Below are 17,545 nucleotides of genomic sequence, written 5' to 3'. Positions count from 1 at the left end.
CAAAATTTTAACGATGACTCGAAAAGCGTTTTTATTTTTTTGCTAAAAAAAATAAGTCTTGTAAATACTGAAATGGATGTTCTTCAATGCCTTATCAGAAGAGCAGCTTGCTTAAATGTAAGTGAAACATTCAGAAATGAGAGATATAGGTATGAATCGTATTACTTTGTGCGCCGCAAGTATTGCAATGGCTCTTTCGGGCACGGCAATGGCAGCACCAGCAACCCCTAGCGTCGATGTCTATGGGTCGAATAATCTACAGTTTTCTAAAGTTGAATTAGCCATGGAAAGCACGGCTGGTTATAACCAAATGGTCAAATATTATGATCAAGCGCCGATTGCCGTTAAGTTTAACCAATGGAGTGGTACAACAGGCAACACGTATAAAATCTATTTTGATGGCGCACAGGTCGCGACAGGCCCAATCACTGGCAGCCAAACCACCGCAAACTTCAGTTATGCACAAGGTGGTGTTTACCAAATGACAATCGAAGCTTGCGACGCGACAGGTTGCAGCAAAAGTGCACCCGTTGAGATAACAATTGCCGATACCGATGGCTCACATCTCAAACCTTTGGTGATGAATATTGATCCCAATAACAAGACTTACACGACCGATAAAGATACGGTGGTTGGAACCTACTTTGTTGAGTGGGGCATCTATGACCGAAAATATACGGTAGATAACATCCCGGCTGATAATCTGACGCATATTCTATACGGCTTCATTCCAATTTGTGGCCCTAACGAATCATTGAAATCCGTTGGTGGAAACAGCTACAACGCGTTGATGACCGCATGTAATGGGGTGAATGATTACGAAGTGGTGATCCATGACCCTTGGGCGGCCTATCAAAAGAGTTTCCCGCAAGCGGGTCACCAATACAGCTCTCCGATCAAGGGCAACTATGCCATGTTGATGGCGCTCAAACAGCGTAATCCAGACCTCAAGATCCTTCCTTCTATTGGTGGTTGGACACTCTCTGACCCATTTTTTGATTTTACCAACAAGGCCAATCGCGATACTTTTGTTGCTTCAGTGAAGAAATTCCTAACCACTTGGAAATTCTACGACGGTGTTGATATCGACTGGGAATATCCTGGAGGAGGTGGTCAAGCAGCGGATCGCGGTGACCCAGTCAATGATGGCCCTGCGTACATTGCGTTAATGCGTGAACTGCGTGCCATGCTTGATGAATTGCAATCGGAAACTGGTCGTACTTATGAGCTCACGTCAGCAATTGGTGTTGGTCATGACAAGATTGAAGATGTTAATTATGGCGAAGCCATTCAATATATGGATTACATCTTTGCCATGACTTATGACTTTTATGGCGGTTGGAATAACGTATTAGGCCACCAAACCGCGCTTTACTGCGGATCATTCATGCGCCCTGGTCAGTGTGATGGGAAAGGAGTGGATGAAAAGGGCGAACCTTATAAAGGCCCAGCTTATACGGCGGATAACGGTATCCAGTTACTGCTAGCACAGGGTGTCCCTGCTAATAAGTTAGTCTTAGGTACGGCCATGTATGGCCGTGGCTGGGAAGGGGTAATGCCGGCTTCATTAAGTGATCCAACCGATCCGATGACAGGGGTAGGTAACGGAAAATTGAAAGGCACTTCCGCGCAAGGCGTGTGGGAAGCGGGTGTGATTGACTATAAAGGCATCAAATCATTCATGTTAGGGGCTAATAATACCGGTATTAATGGCTTTGAATATGGATACGATGAACAAGCTGAAGCACCTTGGGTTTGGAATCGTACAACGGGCCAACTGGTTACTTTTGACGATAACCGTTCAATCAAAGCCAAGGGCGCCTATGCTCGAAACCTTGGTTTGGCCGGGTTGTTCTCTTGGGAGATTGACGCTGATAATGGTGACATTCTAAATGCGATGCATGAAAGCTTAGCAGGAGGAGGTACTACACCCCCCGCGAACCGCGTGCCCACTGCAAATGCAGGTGTTGATCAATCGGTGGTTGGTCCGGTGAGTGTTGTTCTTGATGGCGGTGCATCAAAAGACAGTGATGGCACTATTGTCAGTTACGTGTGGCAGCAAACGACGGGCACAGCAGTGAGCTTAGTAAACGCTAATTCTGCACAAGCCAGTTTTGACGCGGCCGAAGTGGCACAAGTACAAACGCTGACGTTCAAGTTGACGGTCACAGATAACAAAGGCGCAACGGCTTCTGATGTTGTGACTGTAACGGTCAAACCTAAAGCAACTGAGCCTGTGAACACGCCACCAGTGGCGGTGATGACTGCGCCAAGCAATGCCAGTGCTGGTGAGGTTGTGGTAGTGGACGCTTCCGCTTCAAGTGACGTCGATCAAGACACCTTAACTTTTGTGTGGGATGTACCTGCAGGCCTAAATGCAATCATTCAAGGTGCGAGTGTTTCGTTTGTTGCTCCTGAGTATACACAAGACACCACGCTAAGCTTCACTGTCACTGTCAGTGATGGTAAAGCGGCGGCCTCTGCAAGTGCATCGGTTATCGTGGCTAAGAAAGATTCTGGTGGTGGTGACACTTGCAGCAACTTATGGGATAAATCAGCGGTTTATACTGGCGGTCAACAAGTTTCTTGGGCTGGTAAAGTATGGGAAGCCAAGTGGTGGACAACTGGCGAAAACCCATCGACTACTGGTGTGTGGGGAGTATGGAAAGAGATTGGTCCTGCGAGTTGTTCAACAAACTGATTGCCTTAATAAACCAACTGCTTTAATAAGCTAACGGGTTTAATAAGCTTTTTATTGCAAAACATCACTTCAAGCCTCGCTCCAGTGCGAGGCTTTTTTTGTGCGTCTTTCTGTGTTTTTTCATTCATCACTTGCAATTCAATATTTTTGCTTTAGTGTTATATATGTGTATAACACTATATCGGTATGAAATTGTGACAGATTGGCAAGATAACCAACCCATATTCCGTCAGCTAGCCGACAAAATTACCGAGCAGATCCTACAAGGTATTTGGCTAGAAGATAGTGCGTTGCCTTCGGTAAGAACCGTTTCGGCAGATATGAAAATCAATCACTTAACTGTCATGAAAGGCTATCAACTGCTTGTTGACGAAGGCATTGTTGAAAAAAGACGAGGTCAAGGTATGTATGTCGCGAAAGGAGCGCTAGCGCAATTACAGGCGAAACAAAAGCAGCACTTTTTAGAGCAACAGATCCCAGAAATTGCACAAACACTCAAGCTATTGGCGATGCCGCTTGAGGATTTTATCAACCAACTACAACAGCATATTGAAGGTGACCAATGAATCCATTAGTCGAAGTCAACGGTGTATCTAAACAGTACGCAAAGCATGCCGAGTCGGAAGCTCTGCAGAATGTGAGCTTTAAGCTCTACGCAGGACAGGTGCTCGGTTTGCTCGGACATAATGGTGCGGGCAAGTCGACCTTAATTAAGTCGTTACTCGGTGCTCACCATTATCAAGGTGACATTTTGATCCAAGGCTTAAATCCGATTACGGAACATGCGCAAGTGATGGCGCATCTTTCCTACATTTCAGACGTCAATGTGTTGCCAGATTGGATGACGGTTAAACAAATTTTGCGTTATACGTCAGGCGTGCATCCCAGTTTCTCGTTAGACAAGGCCACGCAAGTCCTTGCACAAACCAACATTCGTTTATCAAGTAAAATTCGTACTTTATCAAAAGGGATGAAAGTACAACTGCATTTAGCCATTGTGATTGCCACCGATACCAAAGTGCTGATTTTGGATGAGCCAACTCTTGGTTTGGACCTAATCTACCGTGATACCTTCTATCGTCACTTACTAGAATGGTTCCATGATGGTGAGCGTGCCTTGATTATTGCTAGTCATGAAGTATCGGAAATTGAACATTTGCTAACGGATGTGCTGATCTTGAAGCAAGGTAAGGTCGTGCTGCAAGACTCAATGGAGGTGATTACACAAGGGTATTTTGTTCTAGAGGCCAGTAACGCACATCAAGACGTTATCCAAACCTATCGTCCTTTGGCATCTCAGCCAAGCTTGGGAACAACAAAGTGGTTGTTGACTTCAGAACACCGTCAAGCCGTTGAAGGGCTTGGTTCTATTTACAGTGTAAAACTTGCTGAACTATTTCTTGCCTTGCAGAAGGAGAACGCATAATGCACCCCAGTATTTATATGCTTGAAAAAGAGCTGATTGAAAACAAAAATGTTACGCGTATTCCTTTGTTTCTATTGGTATGCGGAACCCTATTGTTCATCAGTTTGTTAATGAACAATACACTGCATAACTTGTTTTTGGAGATGGAATCTGGTGGCGACATCAGTGATGTCCATATTGAATTTGTGGATGATTTCAACACATTTATCATCATGCTTGTTGGTTTTATTTCGCTAATGCTCAGTTCACTCTATTTCCCCAGAACATTCCGCAAGGAGCGTAAAGAGGGAAGCTCTATGTTCTGGCGCAGCATGCCAGTGACGAACAATATGACCCACATAGTGAAACTGGGGTTTGGCTTATTTGCAATCCCTGTGGTCTGTTCCGTGTTAGTCATTTGTGCGGACGTTCTGCTGTGGGGGCTTAACTTAGCGACAGAAAACCGTTTAGCCCTATTATTTGAACAACGTTCTCTAGGATATGCCGTTCAACACTGGTTGAATTACCTCAATATCATGTGGGTGATTGCTGTGACGATGCTGCCATTAGCCTGCTTTACTTTAGTTATTTCACAGATATTTAATTCGCCGATCCTTGTGATGTTCGTGGGCGGTTTCGCGCTTAAATGGATCTCGATTGTTATGCTGAATTCTGACATTGTAGGGGAGTTTTACCACGCGATTTTCAACTTGCCGTTGCAGTTAATGACTTCTTCAAACATGTTCACGGCTTTCGAAGGTGCTGGTTGGGGTAATTTATTTGTGTATATCATGATTGGTATCGCCAGTTACTGGATTAGCCACAAGCTCTATAGTACTGATGAACTTTCATTGAAGTCACTGTTGACCCGATAAGTTTCTGGTTAAGCTTAATCCAAAAGAGAGCGTTTGTTCTCTTTTTTTTCGCCTACTTCCTGCGGTTACTATGATGAGGATAGAAAAGGTTAGACCAGAAAAATTCACTCAAAATTAGAAGTTAGTTCCAAAGTGATGAGTAATCAACTCTCTGACTAACATGATATAAATGTGTTAAATGCACTATGCTATTTTGTAGTCCTTTGTGAGCAATGACAAAGACGTGGACCGCTTCAAGTTTTATTTCGAGGCTTGAAATTATAATGTCCAATTGATCGAGAATTCTATCGGTTTGAGTTAAATTACTATTACAAATAGGTCTACCTATGTTTAAAAAAATGTCGTTAAAAAATAAACTGGCGATTTCAGCCAGCGCTGCCATTATTCTTGGGGGATTACTCGTTGAAGCATTGTCGTATCGAGCTGCACTGGAGCGATTAGATATTGATGTTGAACAACGATTACAAAGTACCACCGCTTCTTATAACCAGTATGTGACGGACTGGTTACTGTCGAAAGAGCGTGCTTTAACCTCGCTGTCGCAAGATGCCGAGAAACAAGCCATCGTGACACATTTAAAACAAGTTCGAGATTCTGCAGCGTTTGACAACGTATTTCTTGCTTACCCCGACGGTTCGCAAAACAACGCTAATGGTGTCATCTTGCCGCCGGGGAACGATGATCCGCGCAAATGGGGCTGGTATACAAACGCTAAAGCAAACCCATCAAAAGTGTTTATGGATAACCCAACCGTTGCTGCGGCAACGGGCGCTAATGTGGTTTCATTAGGTAAGGCACTGAATTTAAATGGCCAACAAGTCGTTTTAGGCGCCGACGTAGAAATTACTGACATCCTCAACAGCATGAAGCAAGTTATTTTGCCGGGTGAGGGATATATGTTTATTGCTAACGATAAAGGCAATATTTTTACCCATAGTGATACTAAGCTGCTCAATAAAAGTGTTTCTGATCTGGGTTTAAATTTCGCTGATATCCGCCAAGCGATTGCGAAAAGCAGCGATTTATTGGTGGATATTCGAGGTGAGGAGTATGTTCTCTACGCTCGAAGCATCAACGGAACGAATCTCAGTACTGTTGTGGTCATCAATCACGATTCGCTCATCGCACCTTTATCTGAAGCTACCTTCAGCCAGCTCATTGTTACTGCCGTTGTGGTCATACTCTGTACTCTGCTGTTCAACTTATTGTGTAATATTTTGTTCCGTCCTTTGAATAATGTTTCTCAAGCGTTGGCACAAATTGCAAACGGTAGTGGCGATTTAACGCAACGCATTAAGGTTGAAAATAGTGATGAAGTTGGCGAACTAGCCAATAATTTCAATACCTTTGTGGAGAGCTTACAACAACTTATTGGCCATATTCGTCACCAGTCTCATCAACTGGAAGCGCAATCAGAACATGGCGCGCATCGCGCTAATCAATCGGCATCAGAGCTTAGTCACCAGCAGCAAGAAATTGTGATGGTCGCTACTGCGGTTACTGAAATGGCGTCGGCAACGCAAGAGATAGCCTCTCACGCAGAGCAAACGGCAAGAGCAGCGCAAGACTCGGCAACCAGCACCAACAATGGACATGCCTTGGTGATTCATACCAAAGGCTCGATCAATAACTTGGCAAAATCAGTGAGTGAGGCCAGTGGAGTGATTGCCGCACTAAACCAACACGCGCAAGAGATTTCGACCGTACTGGCAACCATTCAAGGCATTGCAGAACAAACCAACTTACTTGCGCTGAATGCGGCTATTGAAGCTGCGCGAGCCGGTGAGCAAGGCCGAGGTTTCGCAGTGGTAGCAGACGAAGTCCGTGTGCTTTCTCAGCGCACCCATACTTCTACCGAAGAGATAAAATCAACCATTGATACCCTGCAAGAAACCACTAAACGTGCGGTATCGTTGATGCAAAGCAGCTCAACGCTCGCTGAGAACTCAGTGGAAGATGCCGATAAAGCATCCGGTGCGCTTGAAGAAATTAAAGCAGCGGTTGCCTTGATCAGTGATATGGCGACGCAAATTGCGACGGCAGCCGAAGAGCAAACGCATGTGACTAGTGAAATTACACAAAATGTTACTTCTATCAAGGATGTGACGGAGCAACTGGTCATTGGTGCAGAAGATAGCTTGAGCCAATCCAATGAACTCAAGCAGCAAGCGGAAGAGTTGAGTGCAAAAGTAGCGACATTTAAATTAGCGTAACGGTTGTTTCTTTTTTGTTCAAAAGGCTCTGCGGAGCCTTTTTTTGATCAGATTGTTATGTTTTCTCACTTAATGAGAAAGTAAGTCTGTTATTAATCTTAAATTCTCGATATATAAGAATCATAGTTGAGGCGTGGAATAAATGAGGCTAAAAAGAAAACATGAACGAAACGAAATTATCGGCCAGCCAAGTTAATGAAAAGTCACTGCAATTATTGATGCAAGTGGCGGTAAATGAAGAGCCAGTATCAGCGAAAACCTTGAGCGAACAATTGCAAGTTCCGCTGAGTAGTTTGTACCGACATCTGAAGATTTTGAAAGAGTGGAACTTGATCGAAGAGAGCCCACACGACAAAACGTTGATCATCGGTTCGGCGGCTCTACTTTTAATGCGCAGTTATGAAACGAGTCAACACAATTTAGATGCAGTCGATGCGGTGTTAAGTCGATTACAGAAACAGACAGGCGAAATGGCGGCATACATGGTTCCGGTGGGATACCGAGCCTTGTGCGTTAGCCAAAAAGAAAGTATGCAGGCACTTCGATGCAGCTTCGTCCAGGGTCAAAGTCAACCCCTGCTTCGAGGTGCCTCATCTAAAGTGATGTTGGCGTATTTACCCGCTCCGCGCTGTGAAAAAATTCTTCGTTATTTTGGTGAAGACCACCAAATGGAAAAATGGCAGACAGAGTTGGAAAAAATACGTCGTAATGGGTACGCCGTGAGCACGTCAGAAATTGATCCTGGCGTTTCCGGAATTAGTGCCCCCGTAATGAAAGGGAGTAAGTTGATCGGCGCAATTTCAGTGATGGCTCCAGCCCATCGTGTTGAAACCAACAAGCAGCGGATCATTTTACATGTATTACAGGCAGCAAGAGCGTTGCCACCAGAAAGGTAATTCATAATGCTAAGTTTATTCAAACGCTACCGTATGAGTCGTACACAGAGCCAACCCGCTTATCCATTCACGTTCATGACACTCTGTGAACAGATAAAGCCAATGTCTCAAGTAGAGTTTGAATTTGCTCAGCAGAGCCTTGAATTTGCATCAGATTGGCTCTATCAGAGTCAATCCACGCCTTGTTACTCTGATGCGGGACATATAGTCGTCAAAGATAAAAATGCCACCCGTTTTCAAGATACCTTGAGTCATCAATTAGCACTGAGCTCAGTGCCCGTCGTGCTAGCGAATTGTCACGAAATGCTGCTCAATGCATTACCAGTGATGGCTTTTGAGAATGACGAAGTTGGTATTGTGAGTATCGGACATCATTTTGAGCTGAAACAAACGCTGGACCTACAAGTTGGCTCTGCATTTCATTTTGCACTCTCTCGCTATAACAATACGCGCCTATTTTGTATTGGAATTGATGAAATGCATCAATCCAACCAAGTGTGGGAGTATGCAGAAGATTTAGACTGTGATTGGTTAACGCTGAATGAGTGTGGTTTTCGTCATCGTAATCAACTAAAAAGCCAATTAGGTCACTACATAGAGCATTGTGATCAACTGATCGTGACGATTGATTTAGCCTCTTTAGTTCCGGGAGTGGGGGTTGATGAGAACAACGCGTTAGATAACCAAATGGTACTAAGAACGTTAAGGCAATGTGCGCTTTCGGGCAAGGTAAAGCTTATCCAACTGGTGGGGGCGAAGGATAAATTGATTTATTCTAAGCAGACCAAAGAAATTTTAGATGAGCTATGTGCTTTATCACCAGATGTGATCCACGCTGCGTAGTGACATATTGATTCTCATATATACCAAACAAAAACCCCCAGTTGTCTGGGGTTTTTGTTTTATGGAACTCAACTATTTGAAGTATGCTAAGTGTGTTGTTCGGTTTTTAGTATTAGGTTAATGAGCACTAAACTTGCTGAGTGATAATGAAGTGGCTTGTGCTTTCTGGAAGAGCTCTTTACTACAATCGCTCATCACTTTGCTGTCATTAAGTAGTTCGAGTGAATGTTGATTAAGATTGCTCAGTTGCGTTAGCAAATCTTCAACATGTGACAGTTGCTCATCAGATGAATTGACCGCTAAGTGGTTGGCGTTATTCGCTTGATTAACATCCTTGATCGCTTGGCTGACTAACTCGTTACTACTTTCAATAGCTTCAACGCAACTCATTGATGCATTGACACTTTCCCCCATGTAGCCGATCAAGTCTTTCGAAAAGTTACTAAGCACGGTAAGGATCTCTTCCACTTGGTTGGTTGAAGAGGATGTTTTTTCCGCTAGGTTACGCACTTCGTCTGCCACGACGGCGAAACCGCGACCATTCTCACCCGCGCGAGCCGCTTCAATGGCCGCATTGAGCGCAAGCAGGTTTGTTTGATCAGCGATCGTACGGATGATCTGTAAGATATCGGTGACTTTTTCAACCTGGGCATTTAGGCTCTCAGCGGTTTTTGCTGTTACTTGTGACTTTTCTGCTAGGTTTTTATTTTCACTTAATGCATGTTTAAGTTGTTGTTGACTTTCTTGCCCAGAAATAACGGCTTGTTGTAAAGACAGCGACGCAGTATTGATATTCTCGGTGACTGACGCAATGCTTTGCCGAGCACCTTCACCAATTTGTACTGATTGCGCAATTTCCCGCTGCTGACCATTGATATTGTGTTCTAGCTGCTTCACTTGTCGTTCAACAGCTTTCGTAACATCAGTGACATCGCAGATGTTTTGTTCAATAGGGTGGAAGGTGTGTTCCACTTTTTCAATGAACATATTGATTGCTGTGGCAAGGTCACCTAACTCGTTATCTTTGTTAAATGGAATTCGTTGCTTGAGGTCACACCGACCAGAAGCCAATGATTCACATAAGTTTTTCAGCTGATTTAAAGGATGCAGTAGAGCGCTCCTCAAAATAAAAAACAAGCCAATAAAAGTAATCAACACGAAGGTTATGCCAATTGAAATGGCCCATAGCCCCAGTTCCTTGGAAATGGCATTGACCTTGTCAAATTGCCACTGAGTAACTAAGTAACCCACCAATTTTGCTTCCTTGCCCGACGTTAATGGGTTGATGATGATCACGTGTTGTGTGCTTTGTTCAATAATAATGGCGTTGGTTGATGCTTGGGTCAGCGCATTTTTTATATTGACTCCGCTAGGAGATACGGACTTCTCATTTAATTGATAGAATAAAGATCCATCTGCAAGGAAAACCGCTATATGTTTGAGTTCTTTATTGCTGCTATCGACAGCGACTTTAACCCGCTCTTCCAAGCTCTCTACTTTGTTAAAGCGCACCGAAGTGGCGACGTTTTCAGCTAGAGAAGCCGCCATTTGTTGATAAGTTTGAGCGCTCAGCGAGTACATCACTGTGGCACTTTTCGACCATAGAGCATAGGAAATAGCAATCAGCGATACAACGCTAAGTAGCGACGCACTTGCCACTACCAACCGACTAATACTAAGTCTCATATAGAGTAATCCTGATCAATGAGTTAAAGAGCTTCTACGTTAACGCCGATGGTGATGGCACCAATCACTTTCCCTGAGCTAGGGTCAACCACGCTGTGGCTTATCTGTGACTGAAACATTTGGGTCGACTCATCTTCTTCTATCTCACCAATTAGATATGCGCTTGGACCTTTAAGGTAGGTGTCTTGCCACTTTTCCTCATCTCCTTGCCAGTAGTCAGAAGTAATCTCGCTTTGGGCGACATTCAGCCCTTTGTTATCCATAGCAAAGATCTCCGTAATTAGCCCGTTGCTAGCTTGTTGAATCGATTTAAGTTCAGAAGATGCGGGGGAAGAGAGCAGTTTGTTGATCAGTGGAGCATCGGTTTGGCCCACTTGGCTACGCCAATCCTTGTCGAGTTGATCAATTTGCATTTGAGTTAGGTTAGCGTGTTGAGCGTTTTGAGCATTAATGGCTTGGATTAAAACGGGATTAGCAATGATTTCAGCCACCTTGGTATCAATGAAGTTTTTTAGCGCCCCTTCAAACTCATTAGCAAAGGAGGAAAAGGAGAAACAAGCGATCAGGCAAATAAAATATTTCATAACAGACTCCAGTCGAGTTAGGTATTTTGCGTTGTGTATAAGGTATGTAGTGATCTTAGATGTTCATATTCATCCATATGCACCTTGAGCCTAGTTTAAGAATAGAAAACTGTAAAAAAATAGGTGTGATTTGAGCGCATGATCAAATGAATATTCATCTCTTGCCAAACAAAACAAAAAACTATCCGTTTTGACAATTGACAATTGACAATTGACAAGCTTGATGGCGGTGCCGGTTGTATTGTTTTCTCGACGAGGTCGGTTAGAAAATATCGATTTGGAGTGATACTTGTGGTGACCCAGCTGTGCTGAATGGCTTATTTAGCTAACGCATAGATTTTATTTTTTAACTCACTGTCACCGTTAAGCAATGTAAATTTAACTTATTTGTCACGATAGACCGCTAAGCTGCTTGCAAAATCCAATAACAAGACAAGTAAAGTCAAGGAGCAAACATGTGGAAGCGTGATGAGCAAGAGTCTCAATTTAGTGAAATGATCGAAGCGAGACTCTCTCGCCGCCGTTTTATGGCGGGTAGTGCGGCAGTCAGTGCAGGCGCGTTTTTATCTTTAAATCCAGTTGCTAAGGCTGTGGCGGCAAAGTCGAGCTCTTCACTGCTCAACTTTGAGGCTATTCCAGCATCAACGGCTGATAAAGTCATTGTGCCTAAAGGGTACAAAGCGACTCCGTTGATTTCATGGGGTGACCCTATTTCTGTTGATGCTCCTGAGTTTGACCAAAGTGGTAAACAAGATTCACGAGCACAAGAGCTTCAATTTGGTGATAACACTGATGGCATGAGCTTCTTCCCAATTTCGGATGATCGCGGTGTGCTTGCGATTAATAATGAATACACCAATTACGAATACTTGTTTGATCACAAAGGCAAATCGATGACAGCAGATGATGTGCGTAAAGCGCAAGCTGCGGTCGGCGTTACCGTCGTTGAAGTGATGCACAAAAATGGCCAATGGACGGTTGACCGCGCAGGGAAGCGTAACCGTCGTATCACGGCAAACACACCAATGCTGCTCACTGGGCCAGCTGCAGGCCATACGCTAATGAAAACCGCCACTGATCCTAAGGGCTTAAATCCACTGGGAACTTTTAACAATTGTGCGAATGGTCAAACGCCGTGGGGGACATACTTAACGTGTGAGGAGAACTTTGATGATTTCTTTGGTAGTAACCAAGATGGCGTGAAGTTAACGGCTGATCATAAGCGTTATGGTATTGAAGCCAAACCCAGTGATTATCAATGGCACCAACATGATGAGCGTTTTGACGTTGCGAAAAATCCCAATGAGCCAAACCGTTTTGGCTGGGTGGTGGAAATTGATCCGAACGATCCAACATCGACGCCACTCAAACGCACGGCGTTAGGTCGTTTCAAGCATGAAAATGCGGCGCTTACACTCAATAAAGATGGCCATGCTGTGGTCTATCTGGGCGATGATGAACGCGGTGAACATCTATACAAATTCGTTTCAAAAAATCGCTACCAAGCTGGTAACGATGCGGCGAATCGCAACTTATTGGAAGAAGGAACCCTCTTTGTTGCTAAGTTTGATATGAATGAGCAAGAGCTGAAAGGTTCAGGAAAGTGGCTTGAATTGACCTTTGGTAAAAATGGTTTAACGCCAGAAAATGGTTTTAAGGACCAAGCAGAAGTGATGATTTTTGCTCGCCGCGCAGCGACTCAAGTGGGTGCTACGACAATGGATCGTCCTGAATGGGTTGCGATTCACCCTGATAATAAGCACGTGTTCTGTACACTGACCAACAATAAAAACCGAGGTAAAGAGGGGCAACCTGTTGGTGGTCCTAACCCTCGCGCTAAGAATAACTATGGCCAGATTCTGCGCTGGATGCCAGCCAATGAGGATCACACTAGTACTGTGTTTGCATGGGATCTGTACTTGATTGCGGGCAACCCAACGGTACATAAAGGCGATCTCTATGCGGGCAGCGACAATATCTCAGCAGACAACATGTTCAACAGCCCTGATGGTATCGGCTTTGACAAAGCGGGTCGCTTGTGGATTCAAACCGATGGCAACTATTCCAACAAAGGGGATTTTGCTGGGCAAGGCAACAACCAAATGTTGTGCGGGGATCCAATTACTGGTGAAGTGAAACGTTTCCTAACTGGGCCGATTGCTTGTGAAATAACAGGGTTAACTTTTTCACCGGATCAAAAAACCATGTTTGTTGGCGTTCAACACCCTGGGGAAGATGAAGCGCCATCGCATTTCCCATACGGCGGAACCACCAAGCCGCGTTCGACCATTATGATGATCACTCGTGAAGACGGCGGGGTGATTGGCGCATAAGCCCTGATCATTTTCCTCTGAAGGGAGCTGCGGCTCCCTTTTTAACATTCCTGCTGTCGGTCAACGCTGTTGCCATCATTCATTCACGTTCTTGGCGCCTCCTATCTTGCACGAAAGAAGACGTTGTTTCGGTTGGGCAGGACATGGTCTGGTTTGCCTTTCCTACACGTTATGCATGAATTCTTTGTGTCAGGAAAATAAGTAAAAAGGGTGAGATCGGGGCGATTATTTTCCCTCAAATTGACAATCGCTTGATACGTTCTTTGCGTGTCGTCCGTTATTATGTTGATCTTCAATAATCCAGCGGTGTCTATTGAGCGTGAAAAAGCAAATCCAAATCAAAAAATCGGGCTTAGTACTCTTAGCTTTGTTCTCGTTGCTGTTAGTTCCCATCTCATTGGTTGGGTCTTCGATTGATTTGACCACGCCAGTGAGCGAGGGCGTCGGTGCATTTTTTACCTATTTAACCGATTCGGCCGGTTGGCAAGGCTTTGGTTTTACCTTTGCTTTGTTGGCTTTTTTGGCAACACGGACAGCGACTTCCCGCATTGAACTGCTTAACCGCATTATTCAAATTGGCTTGTTATTGGTGATTGGTATGGCTGCCAAAACGGGTTTAAAACATTTGACAGAAAGCCCGCGCCCGTACACTGAATTGATGACGCATCAACTGCTTATTCCAAACCCTGCGCATTTTTATAAATTGAGTGAATTACAAAAAGAAAGTGTGATGACCGACATCGCAACCCAAGTCAGTGACTGGCGTTTACGTCATTGGCAGGGTGAAAAGGACTATTCATTTCCTTCTGGCCATACGATCTTCGCTGCTATTTGTCTGGCTTTCTTTGGTGGTCTGTTTATTGAACAAAAGCGCTATATCTTTGCGGCAGGTCTACTGCTTTGGGCCTGTGGGGTCGCCTTTAGCCGCTTATGGTTAGGGATGCATCGTCCGGTTGATTTATACGGTTCCTTGCTGTTTGTCAGCATGATTTACCTTGTGATACCCAAGGTGTACCCCTTAGATCACCCTAAATTAAAACCACTATTAACGCGTCTTCATCTCTGTTAATGGGTCACGAGTCATCATAAAAAAGCCAGCACATTTAAACGTGCTGGCTTTTTTGTAATCACATTTTACAATCACATAAGTAACGGCAATCAGGCAAAGAAGGAGGAAGCCACACCAATCAAACCACCGAATACTCCACCCCAAATAACCAACCAGCCAAGGTGCTGTTTAATCATCTTCTGTACCATCTCTTTCACCAATTTAGGCGTGAGTTCATTGAGACGTTGATCGATGATGTTTTCGATGTTAGCGGTGATCTCTTCAATCATCTCAGGAGCTTCTAACTGCTCTTTGAGCGCTTGTTTAACGCTATCGCTCTGGCTGATATCAATCATAGATTGCTGCATTTTTTCGACAAACGGTTGCTTGAGTGGTTGTAGCGCGTCGGTTCCACCAAACATCGCCAGCATGCCGCCAAATGGAGAGTTTGCAATCACTTCGACCAAAGAATCAAAGGTTGGGTTGAAGTCAACTTTGGCAATCACAGGCTCAAGATCCAACGTTTTACTGCCCGTCATCTCTTTACTGAGGAAGCGGTCAATATTGGACTGGGTGAAAAATTGCTCCATCATCAGGCTCTTGATTGCGGTTTTGAACTCTTCAAAGCGAGCAGGTATCACACCCGAGCCATAGAGTCCGGGCACTTTTTCAAACAGCATGTGAATCGCAAGCCAGTTGGTGATTGCGCCAGAAAAGGCAAATAAGCCCGCATACAGCGCAATGGTGTTATCCAGTTGATAGCCCGCTGCAAGGAGCGCTAGCGCAATGATATTAGTGAGTAAGCTCTTGTTCATAATCCAAATCTAGTTAAATAAAGGGAATGGGCGAATTCTAAGGAAAAAGAGTCAATTGTGGAAGCATCAACGGAGCGCAAACTCCGTTGATAAACCATTAAGCAATCTCAACGTCGTCGCAACCGATAAAGCCACCCGTTTGGTGCGCCCATAGGTGTGCATAAATGCCGTTTTGAGCGATCAACTCTTGGTGGGTGCCTTGCTCAACGACGTTACCTTTATCGAGTACAATCAACCTGTCCATTGCGGCAATGGTTGATAAACGGTGAGCAATGGCAATCACGGTTTTGCCTTGCATCAGCTCATTTAAGCTCTCTTGAATTGCCGCTTCCACTTCGGAGTCGAGTGCGGATGTGGCTTCGTCGAGTACCAATAGTGGCGCATCTTTTAACAGCACGCGGGAAATAGCAATTCGCTGGCGCTGGCCGCCAGACAGTTTTACGCCGCGCTCGCCCACTTGCGCATCATAGCCTAGGTTACCAAATGGGTCGGTGAGTGTTTCGATAAACTCATGTGCGTGTGCCTGTCGGGTGGCTTGCAGCAGTTGTTCTTCACTTGCATCAGGGTTGCCATACAAAATGTTATCGCGGATCGAGCGATGCAGCAGTGAAGTATCTTGCGTCACCATACCAATTTTGCTGCGCAACGAATCTTGGGTGACGTCATTGATCGCTTGCCCATCGATGCGAATTTGCCCACCTTCAACATCATGAAAACGAAGCAGTAAATTGACTAAAGTTGATTTTCCAGCGCCAGAACGCCCTACTAAACCCACTTTTTCACCCGGTTTAATGGTCAGGTTTAAATGGTTAATAACGCCTTTATTCTCGCCATAGTGGAAACTCACGTCATCAAATTCGATGCCACCTTGTGCAACCTGCAACGGTTTTGCGTTGGGTTTATCTTCAATGGTGATCGGTTTCGAGAGGGTTTTCATGCCATCCACGACTGTGCCCATGTTTTCAAAGAGTGCACCGACTTCCCACATGATCCATTTCGACATGCCATTAATGCGCAATGAAAGGCTGATCGCAATCGCGATTGCACCAATACTGATGGCACTCTGCATCCATAGATAAATCGAAGTCGCCGCAATCACGAACACCAAAATATAGTTAGCGAGTTCAACGCACAGGTTAAAGCCAGTCACTAAACGCATTTGGCGGTGAACTGTGTCTAAAAAGCTCTCCATGCCTTGTTCGGCATAGTCGGTTTCTCGGCGGGTGTGTGAGAACAATTTGACCGTGGCAATATTGGTGTAGCTATCGACAATGCGCCCTGTCATGGTTGAGCGAGCATCGGCTTGTTCTGATGCCACTTTTTTAAGCTGTGGTACAAAGTGAAGTTGAATGCAAATGTAGGCCGCGAGCCAGACGAGCATCGGCACCATTAAACGCCAGTCTGCTTGCGCCAACATCACCACAATCGCAGTGAAATAGACTGACACATAGACAAACACATCCAAAGTCTTCATCACTGTTTCGCGGATGGATAACGCCGTTTGCATCACTTTAGTGGCAATTCTTCCCGCAAAGTCATCTTGGTAAAAAGAGAGGCTTTGCTTGAGCAGATAACGGTGCGCTAACCAACGGATCGACATGGGATAATTGCCGAGCATAGTTTGGTGGATCAACAGTGAATAGATGCCAATCAAAAGTGGCATGATCACGAGTACCAAAATAGATAAACCGATCAAGGTGTCTCGGTTCTCAGTTAGGAAAGTCTCTGGGTTACTGGATGAGAGCCAATCCACCAGTTGGCCCATAAAACCGAACAGTGATACTTCAACAACGGCAATTAACGTGCTGATTAACGCCATTAAAATGAGTGGTTTTTCAAAGCCGCGCGTGTAGTAACGACAAAAGGCCCATAAGGTCGCAGGAGGCTGTTTGGGTTCCTCTTTGGGAAAGGCTTGGGTAAAGCTTTCAAATTTTTTATACATCGAAAATCCTTATGCCAATTCTCGCTAAAGTATGAGAGACCAAAAGCCTAGAACGCGAGAATCTAACGTTGAACTCCTATAAGGGGAGCAAATGATGGAGTAAGCCGAACAGAAGTATAACGAAATCACAACATAAGTGGCGGATTACTTTTCGCGTTTGGCTCTAGAAAACGGCGCCTGATTAATACGGTGGTTAATGCCGCA

At 44.7% G+C, this 17,545-nt stretch carries 13 protein-coding genes; 9 read left to right on the top strand and 4 right to left on the bottom strand.

Annotated elements, in window-relative coordinates:
• Window positions 1–151: 151 nt before the first annotated feature.
• The 7 genes from AACQ42_RS04780 to AACQ42_RS04750 all read left to right on the top strand — a co-directional run bounded on the left by AACQ42_RS04780 (window position 152) and on the right by AACQ42_RS04750 (window position 8,933).
• Window positions 152–2,701 carry a glycosyl hydrolase family 18 protein gene (locus AACQ42_RS04780; RefSeq protein ID WP_094165672.1) on the top strand — a complete coding sequence of 850 codons (2,550 nt, stop codon included), beginning with the start codon at window positions 152–154 and terminating at the stop codon, window positions 2,699–2,701.
• 194 nt (window positions 2,702–2,895) lie between these two features.
• A complete protein-coding gene (locus tag AACQ42_RS04775; RefSeq protein ID WP_026028428.1) occupies window positions 2,896–3,267 on the top strand; it encodes a GntR family transcriptional regulator in 372 nt (123 codons plus the stop codon).
• On the top strand, window positions 3,264–4,127 hold the full coding sequence (locus tag AACQ42_RS04770; RefSeq protein ID WP_017043561.1) for an ABC transporter ATP-binding protein: 864 nt from the start codon (window positions 3,264–3,266) through the stop codon (window positions 4,125–4,127). Before AACQ42_RS04775 ends, AACQ42_RS04770 begins: the two co-directional genes overlap by 4 nt.
• Window positions 4,127–4,981, top strand: coding sequence for a hypothetical protein (locus AACQ42_RS04765; RefSeq protein ID WP_094165671.1), 855 nt, complete (start codon window positions 4,127–4,129; stop codon window positions 4,979–4,981). The genes AACQ42_RS04770 and AACQ42_RS04765 overlap by 1 nt, the downstream gene beginning before the upstream one ends.
• Window positions 4,982–5,307: 326 nt before the next feature.
• The gene (locus tag AACQ42_RS04760; RefSeq protein ID WP_094123611.1) at window positions 5,308–7,194 is read left to right on the top strand and encodes a methyl-accepting chemotaxis protein; all 1,887 of its coding nucleotides are present in this window, start codon (window positions 5,308–5,310) and stop codon (window positions 7,192–7,194) included.
• 161 nt (window positions 7,195–7,355) lie between these two features.
• Window positions 7,356–8,090, top strand: a complete 735-nt coding sequence (locus tag AACQ42_RS04755; protein ID WP_010316838.1) for an IclR family transcriptional regulator — start codon at window positions 7,356–7,358, stop codon at window positions 8,088–8,090.
• Between the two features lie 6 nt (window positions 8,091–8,096).
• Window positions 8,097–8,933 carry an arginase family protein gene (locus AACQ42_RS04750; RefSeq protein ID WP_094165670.1) on the top strand — a complete coding sequence of 279 codons (837 nt, stop codon included), beginning with the start codon at window positions 8,097–8,099 and terminating at the stop codon, window positions 8,931–8,933.
• A 117-nt stretch (window positions 8,934–9,050) separates the two neighbouring features.
• On the opposite strand, the gene AACQ42_RS04745 is transcribed toward AACQ42_RS04750, so the two are convergent.
• Complete coding sequence (locus AACQ42_RS04745; RefSeq protein WP_176429500.1) at window positions 9,051–10,619, bottom strand: methyl-accepting chemotaxis protein; 1,569 nt, start codon at window positions 10,617–10,619, stop codon at window positions 9,051–9,053.
• 23 nt (window positions 10,620–10,642) lie between these two features.
• Entirely contained in the window at window positions 10,643–11,203 is a 561-nt protein-coding gene (locus AACQ42_RS04740; protein WP_047688797.1) for a hypothetical protein, read from the bottom strand.
• A gap of 455 nt (window positions 11,204–11,658) precedes the next feature.
• Here AACQ42_RS04740 and AACQ42_RS04735 point away from each other — a divergent pair, with 455 nt between their 5' ends.
• Window positions 11,659–13,536: a PhoX family protein gene (locus AACQ42_RS04735; protein WP_094165669.1), complete on the top strand. Its 1,878-nt coding sequence runs from the start codon at window positions 11,659–11,661 to the stop codon at window positions 13,534–13,536.
• Window positions 13,537–13,849: 313 nt separating this feature from the next.
• Window positions 13,850–14,605: a phosphatase PAP2 family protein gene (locus AACQ42_RS04730; RefSeq protein WP_094165668.1), complete on the top strand. Its 756-nt coding sequence runs from the start codon at window positions 13,850–13,852 to the stop codon at window positions 14,603–14,605.
• 89 nt (window positions 14,606–14,694) lie between these two features.
• Here the strand turns inward: AACQ42_RS04730 and AACQ42_RS04725 are convergent, their stop codons facing one another.
• A complete protein-coding gene (locus AACQ42_RS04725) occupies window positions 14,695–15,399 on the bottom strand; it encodes a DUF445 domain-containing protein (protein ID WP_094165667.1) in 705 nt (234 codons plus the stop codon).
• A gap of 97 nt (window positions 15,400–15,496) precedes the next feature.
• Window positions 15,497–17,341: an ABC transporter ATP-binding protein gene (locus AACQ42_RS04720; protein WP_064626585.1), complete on the bottom strand. Its 1,845-nt coding sequence runs from the start codon at window positions 17,339–17,341 to the stop codon at window positions 15,497–15,499.
• Window positions 17,342–17,545 lie beyond the last annotated feature (204 nt).

Source organism: Vibrio sp. V12_P9A6T4 (genome assembly GCF_963874835.1).
Classification (GTDB): Bacteria; Pseudomonadota; Gammaproteobacteria; order Enterobacterales; family Vibrionaceae; genus Vibrio; species Vibrio anguillarum.
This window is presented reverse-complemented; position numbering and strand designations above follow the sequence as displayed.

What these genes read in the sequence shown, in the direction of transcription:
- AACQ42_RS04740 (WP_047688797.1), bottom strand. Translation starts at nt 11,203, where the DNA reads ATGAAATATTTTATTTGCCTGATCGCTTGTTTCTCCTTTTCCTCCTTT.
- AACQ42_RS04760 (WP_094123611.1), top strand. Translation starts at nt 5,308, where the DNA reads ATGTTTAAAAAAATGTCGTTAAAAAATAAACTGGCGATTTCAGCCAGC.
- AACQ42_RS04735 (WP_094165669.1), top strand. Translation starts at nt 11,659, where the DNA reads ATGTGGAAGCGTGATGAGCAAGAGTCTCAATTTAGTGAAATGATCGAA.
- AACQ42_RS04780 (WP_094165672.1), top strand. Translation starts at nt 152, where the DNA reads ATGAATCGTATTACTTTGTGCGCCGCAAGTATTGCAATGGCTCTTTCG.
- AACQ42_RS04725 (WP_094165667.1), bottom strand. Translation starts at nt 15,399, where the DNA reads ATGAACAAGAGCTTACTCACTAATATCATTGCGCTAGCGCTCCTTGCA.
- AACQ42_RS04755 (WP_010316838.1), top strand. Translation starts at nt 7,356, where the DNA reads ATGAACGAAACGAAATTATCGGCCAGCCAAGTTAATGAAAAGTCACTG.
- AACQ42_RS04765 (WP_094165671.1), top strand. Translation starts at nt 4,127, where the DNA reads ATGCACCCCAGTATTTATATGCTTGAAAAAGAGCTGATTGAAAACAAA.
- AACQ42_RS04750 (WP_094165670.1), top strand. Translation starts at nt 8,097, where the DNA reads ATGCTAAGTTTATTCAAACGCTACCGTATGAGTCGTACACAGAGCCAA.
- AACQ42_RS04720 (WP_064626585.1), bottom strand. Translation starts at nt 17,341, where the DNA reads ATGTATAAAAAATTTGAAAGCTTTACCCAAGCCTTTCCCAAAGAGGAA.
- AACQ42_RS04770 (WP_017043561.1), top strand. Translation starts at nt 3,264, where the DNA reads ATGAATCCATTAGTCGAAGTCAACGGTGTATCTAAACAGTACGCAAAG.
- AACQ42_RS04745 (WP_176429500.1), bottom strand. Translation starts at nt 10,619, where the DNA reads ATGAGACTTAGTATTAGTCGGTTGGTAGTGGCAAGTGCGTCGCTACTT.